The following is a 7,105-nucleotide window of genomic DNA, read 5'->3' as shown; positions in this document are numbered from 1 at the left end:
AGTACTTCACGGGTCCACTGGCCGTTACTGTATCTTAGTTTGAGCAACCCCATGGTGGGGTAGACTTGTAAAGGCACATTAATATCACCAGCAATTAAAACAAACTGCTTGGGCGACTGAATATAGATATTTCCCGAGCTATCCTCATAGACACTGGGCGACTGTGCAACACTCGCCTGTGCCAGTGAGGAAAACAGAAATAACAAGCTTATTATTTGTATTATCGTTTTCATATTTTCCAAAATCCCTGACTGGTTTTATTTACCTTAAAGAAACAAAAGACAATCTCTCTGAACAAAATTCAGTCCGCGATTATACCCAAACCAGGAAAATGAACAAATGATTAATATGAGAAACAATATTGATATATTTCATTGCTAAGAGACACACGGTTCACTTTGACCACAACCGTAAAACCAAAGGATCCAATTGACCCACAGCAAACCGATTAAGCCCCTTTGATTACCACCCCCAGTTAAAACAATCTACTCAATCACATACTAATTTAGGGTAGATATGTTGCTACTCAATAAAGCCGGGTATCCGAATTTTTCCTAAATAGTCGATTTCACACCGCTTCCGCCAAGGCACTGTGATGTGGATCTGACTTCCTTTTCTAAGCTGAATGAAACCTGTTCTAATCAACTAAAGGTCACCTACAACAGCAGCCTAACCAGGGTAAAAGGTTGGTAATTTCAGGCTAAGAAAGAATTTAAAATGCAGCCAGGCGAATGATTCTTTTGGACAGGGTAATAAAGAATGCCCATGTTAATTAGGGCATTCTTGGATTCGTTGAGCACACTCAATAAGCTATCGGTATCCGTACTCAAGACACCTAGTCGTGTGTTTTCGGAAGCTATCTCTATAGGTGCTGTCGGGGTAACTTGAGCCACCCCTACAGCACTACCAAGAAAGACTCAGTCCTTTTTTAATGGTGGCGGTGGTGGAGGAAACAAAGACACTTCCCGTTTATATCGATAGGCACCATTCGTACTATTTATAATATTTAAAACAGGATCTATGCAGCCCAAGAATTCAATAATAAACTTAGCACCAGGCTCCAGTCTGGAGCGACAACCAGCATCAAACTTACCTTCCACCTCATAGTGCCTGCCATCTTCCAGCTTAGCGTTATCCTTATCAGTCAAGTTGTAAAGTAAAATTGCTTCCAACTCCCGACCACTTCTAGCGGCGTCTTCACCATAAAACATAAATACAGGGTTCCTGCGCTGTGATCTCAACAGTAACCCTGTAACCTTAATGGTCTTCCCATCGTAGCGTTCAGGGTCAACAATAACCTTAAGCAAGGAGACCCTACTGGATTCAGATAGTGCCGAAAATGAAGCCACAAAGCATGCTATACAGAAAGTTAATTTGACTAATAAGGACATGTTCCAGCTCCTGCGATTGCTGTTGCATGACTACAAAGTCCAGACCAATCATGTGCCGCTCCAGCACTCTTAAATTCTGTGACATTAAACTCCCACAAAGTCTTTCCATCTCCATAGAAATCAGGTGTTGATATATAATCTACTTTATAACCTGCACCGACAGCATAACCAGTATCAGCGGTCTTACCTGCCGAAGGTAAAAATGCAGCCTTATTGATCCCGTGTGAATGCCAGGAAGATACGTCTTTTTTACCTGTTTTGTTGTCCAATTTAATAGTGTTCCTTGGCCCACTTGTAAACAGCTCACTCAAGGTAATTTTACCGTCACTCTCAAACATTAATACACCAAATTCAGCATCATATTTACTAAGTCTAGTTTTATAAATCTCCTCATGGAGCCACTTTGCCGCTTGCTCTGTTGTATCAAATGATCCTTTTTCAGCAACTGCTTTTTTGGCATTTTTAAAATCTTCGTGAAACCCCTGAGCTTCCGAGTTGTACCACCACTGCATGGCTGAAGTGACCGCACCATTCGCAAACTTACCACCGGTTAGTTCAGACACAGTGCCCCCTACAAGACCCGCAATGATAGTACGAGTATAGGCATTACCAAAGTTTGTGGTCTTAGGATTCATAAACCCTTTCATACTCGCCGTGACCATTGAGCTGACAAAACCGTGACCAAATTTACCCCCTTGCAGAACGGAGGTGATCCCCCCGACCATCGCATGGGCAGCGACATTTGCCACATTCGCCAATGACACCCCGCTCGACGCATCAAACGGCAGCGCACCACCTATGGCTTCTGAAATGCCGATAGTCATACTAGAGATAACGTAGGCCTTGAGTGCAGCACCGAAACTGCCTGTCACAGCATAGGTTTTCAGCCCCTGATATAACGGCAATGCCCAGGGCGCATATATCCCCAACGCAATACTGACCGCCGCATCCAGAATGGGGATCTTCGCAATGGCCTTGAGCAGTGAGCTCAGCCCCGTGATCTTCATTAACTTCTTCAGGAAGTAACCACTCGGGTCATTGTAAGTCAGTGGGTTATTCAACACATAACTGTAACGGTTGTGGCTTTGCGTTAAATCCGGGAACTGAACAAACGGATCCGCCTGTAAGAATCGACCCAGATTGGCATCATAGATACGCCCGTTCATATGTATGACCTCGAGCTGATCTACCTGCTCGTGCCCGGTAAAGGCGCGCATCTGTGTCAGTGGTAACAGGCTGCTGCCCATTTCAGAAGCCGCATACACCCGCTGCTGTTTACCCCAGGGGTCGTAAATGTACTGTGCAATCGCACTGCCGCTGTCATTGGTCACCAGCACGGTTGAGCCCAGCATATCGCTGTGCGCAACCTGAGTTTTTTGTGCTTGACCCTCAACCTGGCTGATAACCACACCACCTGCATACCAGCGATGTTCAATTTGCGATGGCAAAGCACTGCCACTGCTGTCTTTACCCCCTGACTGCTTAATCAGCTCATACACCTTACCAACGTAGTACACCTGTTTCGTTTGTGAACTGCCATTCACCAGCTGTACGTCTTTACGGTAATAGCGGTTACCTGCTTCGTCATACCGGAATTCAGTATAGGTATTATTGTCCTTGGTGATTTTATAAGGCTTATCAAACTGGGTGTAGTAGAAACGACGCTGACCATCATTAACAATATTGCCATGACTATCATAAGACATGCTATAGCTGCGCTTACCACTTGCCCCCGAAACTGACATCAGCTGATATGGGTTGCTGGCATTCGTATAGTGGTAAGTCCCTACATTGGTGTTGGTTTTGATATTGCCATATGCATCATAGCTGTAGGTTTGATTGGCCAGGCGCAATGAAACACCATAACGGGTGCTGGCATGGCTTACCGTGCGGGTTTCGAGACGCTGCAGACCGTTATTTTCATAACCAAATGACTCGGTGAATTTAAACGAGTCATTGCCGACGCCCGGCTCATAATACTGACTGATACGATGACGCGTGGTGCCACGGATATCATGCTTATAATTCACCGTATACAGCGTCTGCGTCGCATTAGAAATAGAAATTGAGTCAATGAAGGCACTGTCTTTTTCAAACGACTGAGTCCGGGATACCCCACCGGCAAACGTCTGCTGTGTCACCCGGCCTTGTGCATCGACACGTTCAATTTTGCTCAACAACTTATTCGTGGCGGCATCATAGTTACTGCGCAGTTTACCATTTGTGTAATACGACTTCACAAACATGCCGTTTGGCAATGCCATCTGACTAATCTGACCCAGGCTGTTATAGCTGGAAACAGACTTAAACTCACCACCGGCATTTTTAGTCACACTGCTTTCAGAGCGACCTAAGTCATCAAAGGTATAGTGCTTACTGATACTCGCCGTGTTGTTGGCAATTAAGTTTTCGCAGCTTGCCGCTGAGCCTGTCACACGGAACTGATAAGAGTCGGTCAGTTTACCAATGTTATGCGCAGATTTGCTGTTACCATAGACATTACAGCTGACCAGGGAACGGCCAGACACGGTTTTATCCAGCTGAACAGTATGCGATACCTGACCCAGCTTAGTATAGAAGGTCTCTTTTGTTTCAGAGCGACCATTGACCTCTTTAACGACATCACCAAAACCGTTGTAATACAGCTGCCAGGTTCCCCGGCTGGGATCTTCTACCTTGATTTTTCTGCCATAACGGTCGTAGTGCGTTGTGATTGCGGTGTTTTTAAACTGCCCTGAGCTGCTATTATAAACCGCATTGGTCGTGCTCACTACGTTGCCAAACGCGTTGTAGCCAAACTTAACACGGTTCACAATATCCGGATTAGAGCCTGTATAAGGATCTGTCTTATACAATGTACGACCCTGTACATCCTGCATTTCATCGCGTTTGTAGCTGCTGGCACTATAGCTATCATTACTGCCACCCACATCCGTGGTCCGGGTTAGATGACCCAGATACTGAATGCTTGTCGCTTTACCACTGGGTAGCGTCGTCTTTTCTAACCGGTTGTAACCATCAAAGTCGAAGCGCGTCGTGTACTTAGTCTCTCCCAATTTATAGGGCAGTGTCTTGGTGACCGGGTTGTTGTGTCGGTCGTAGGTGATATCCTCATACGCCACACTGCCATCAACCAGTGCTTTGGTATTGCGCACATTACGGCCATATATATCAAACACCTCATACTGCGCAGCCACCCCAGATTGAGTGGATTTAGTATAGTAGCGCCCGCTCACCGATGAACACAGCGAGCTGCTGCCACAGGATAAGGTTTCACGCTTCTGATAAGTCCCGTCCGCAAAACGCGTCTCTACCACTTCGCCCCACTGGTTCAGAAGTTTCGTTGTTGACACGCCATTGGGGCTGGTTTCTGTAACCGACTCAATGCGTCCATCCGGGTTGCTCACGCCGTTATACAGATACGTAACAGCCTGGTTCAGCGCATTCGTCTTTCTGACAACCAGCTCGCCCGTGCTGTCATACTGGGTATAACTGGAGCGTGTCTCTGAGCCTGCGGTTACATCAATTTGCTTCACATTACCAAACGCATCGTAATGCTTTGTTTTGGTGTACTTGTTACTGGCATCACAGTGGTTCGCATTATTGCGACTCGTGGAGCTGCCCGAGCATTCAGGCGCAACGGTTTCGCTTTTCAGCATCAAGTTATCGTAGTAAGTAAACTCCGTTTTACGGGTCAAATGAGAATAAGCCAGCCCCTGCTTAGCGTATTGCAGCTGTCTCACCGAGCTTGATTTTAAACGCCCATATCTCAGATAGTCCGCCCCCGTGTAATAGGCGTTGGTTGAACTGGTGATGTGCGCCACAGTCCAGCTATCCTGGCCACTGCCCGTTGGCATATAAGTCGCCGTAGTATTGCTCGTCAGGTTACCCCATTTGTCAGTCAGTCCTGAGTCATAACTGTTGGTCACCATAATACGCTTGATGGGACGACGGGTACCATCAGTGCCTATCTGCCAGCCTTTTTCATCACTGTGACGAAGATAAACAAAGAGTGATCCCTGCTTGTCGGTATGCTGTCTCCAGGTCGAGGTTGCATGCGTGATCAGATTGTCGCCGGCATAAGATTTGGTGAACTGAGGTTTGCCCGTCAGTGGCCAGCTCTGATGATAGCGCGTCGTTGTTTTGATGTTCGTTTGCGGATCGGTGGTTTCTATTTCATAGAAGCCCTGTGGCCCGCGACCCAGTTTATCAATCTTAAACCCGGAGTATTTGTATTTAACACCCACTTGCTGGGCCGATGAACCACTGCCATTAGAATCTGAATAGACACTGCTCACCAGCCACATACCAAATTTTGGTGAGAAGAAGTTCGCATTCACCTTACCTAAGGTATTAAACGCCGGTAAATGGGTGTACACCGCGCTGTCTGATATCTTCTTATAGTTAATGTCGGTTTCAACACCGAAACCTGTGGTGACCTTGGTCAGCTTATGTGAGGCTACACTGGCGCTCAGCATCGTATTACGATAGTGCGCAAAGGTTGCATTGGACGTGGCAGCCGTACTGCTGCGCAACACATCAACCAGGCCGTCACCATCTATGTCACCAATTTTAAGCGTATGGCCGGTGCCTTTTAATTCACCACCCAGTTTGATTTCCGTGTAACCAATACTCGTGGCGCTGGTTGTTTTCCCTGTCCAGACAGTGGCCTGCATCCCATCGGTATAGGTTGTGTCAACCCAGATATAGCCCGTACCACAATTGCGCCATGACGTGGTTGTCACTTCCTCTGCTAACGCAGGCACTTCAGGTTCAATACCATGAGGCTGGCCATCCCCTACCCAGCGGCAATATCCCTCCCGCAGTACAACGCGGGTATGGTTAAGTGCGATGATATCAGCAATGTTATCCTGGTTGACATCCGCAAAGTGAACATTCCCACGGTAACTCTCAGTGCCCATTTTTGCAGAGAGGATCGACAAGCTTTTTGCCGACTGTAACGGCGCGGCTGCATTGCCAGTACCCAGGCGATATTGCCAGCCACTGTTTTTAGCAAACACCAGATCAGACAGGCCATCACCATTTAAGTCTGCAAACCGAATGTCTTCCACACCACTGAAGTCATAGTCGAACTTACTATATTCATCAGTGCCTTTACTCAATAATAGTTTGTCTTTGTAGGCGGTTGTAGAGCACCCAGGCACTCCCTGATAGCGTGGACTGTAAGTCGTTTTCAACCTGACAATGAAGTCGGATACACCATCTGCGTTAATGTCCGCACTTTTGGTGAATTTACGCTCTATTGAATGAGATGAATAGCACCCCTGGCTGCTCCGATCCGGAGAAAAGTCAGCAGTGCTAAACTCATAGAAATAATCAAGTGCACCATAGTCCCGGCCCAGGGCGTTGTCGGATTCTATGTTCTTACGATAGGCCAGCTTTCTGCCATAGCTGGATAACCAGTCAGACAAGCCATCACCGTCAATATCAACAAACATCGTGGAGCTTGAATACCCCGGAGTAAGCGCCACAGCCGAGCTGAAGGAAAGTCTTTCAACGTACTCATGCGGATAACAAATGCCTCTGCCCTGCAATTGCGTGCGGCTCAGGCTGGCTGGCTGGGAAAACGCTTCGCTACTTACGGTCTCTGCCGACTGGACTTGCTCCAAATAATCGGCGTGCATCAGCTCTGCACCGTAAGGCTGTACGCCATCATCACAGATCATATCCGACACCGTTTGCGTAGCAGGCTG

General features: G+C 47.1%; 3 protein-coding genes. All 3 read right to left on the bottom strand.

Annotated features, from left to right (window positions below; translation table 11 throughout):
• Positions 1–233: hypothetical protein (locus PRUB_RS02625; protein WP_198452306.1), on the bottom strand; the 233-nt coding region annotated here is incomplete at its 3' end.
• Positions 234–917: 684 nt separating this feature from the next.
• Entirely contained in the window at positions 918–1,391 is a 474-nt protein-coding gene (locus PRUB_RS02620) for a hypothetical protein (RefSeq protein ID WP_010387395.1), read from the bottom strand.
• Positions 1,379–7,078, bottom strand: coding sequence for an RHS repeat-associated core domain-containing protein (locus PRUB_RS02615; protein WP_206759878.1), 5,700 nt, complete (start codon positions 7,076–7,078; stop codon positions 1,379–1,381). The genes PRUB_RS02620 and PRUB_RS02615 overlap by 13 nt, the downstream gene beginning before the upstream one ends.
• Positions 7,079–7,105: the final 27 nt, after the last annotated feature.

The sequence above is a fragment of the Pseudoalteromonas rubra genome (genome assembly GCF_000238295.3).
In the GTDB taxonomy this organism is placed as follows: domain Bacteria; phylum Pseudomonadota; class Gammaproteobacteria; order Enterobacterales; family Alteromonadaceae; genus Pseudoalteromonas; species Pseudoalteromonas rubra.
This window is presented reverse-complemented; position numbering and strand designations above follow the sequence as displayed.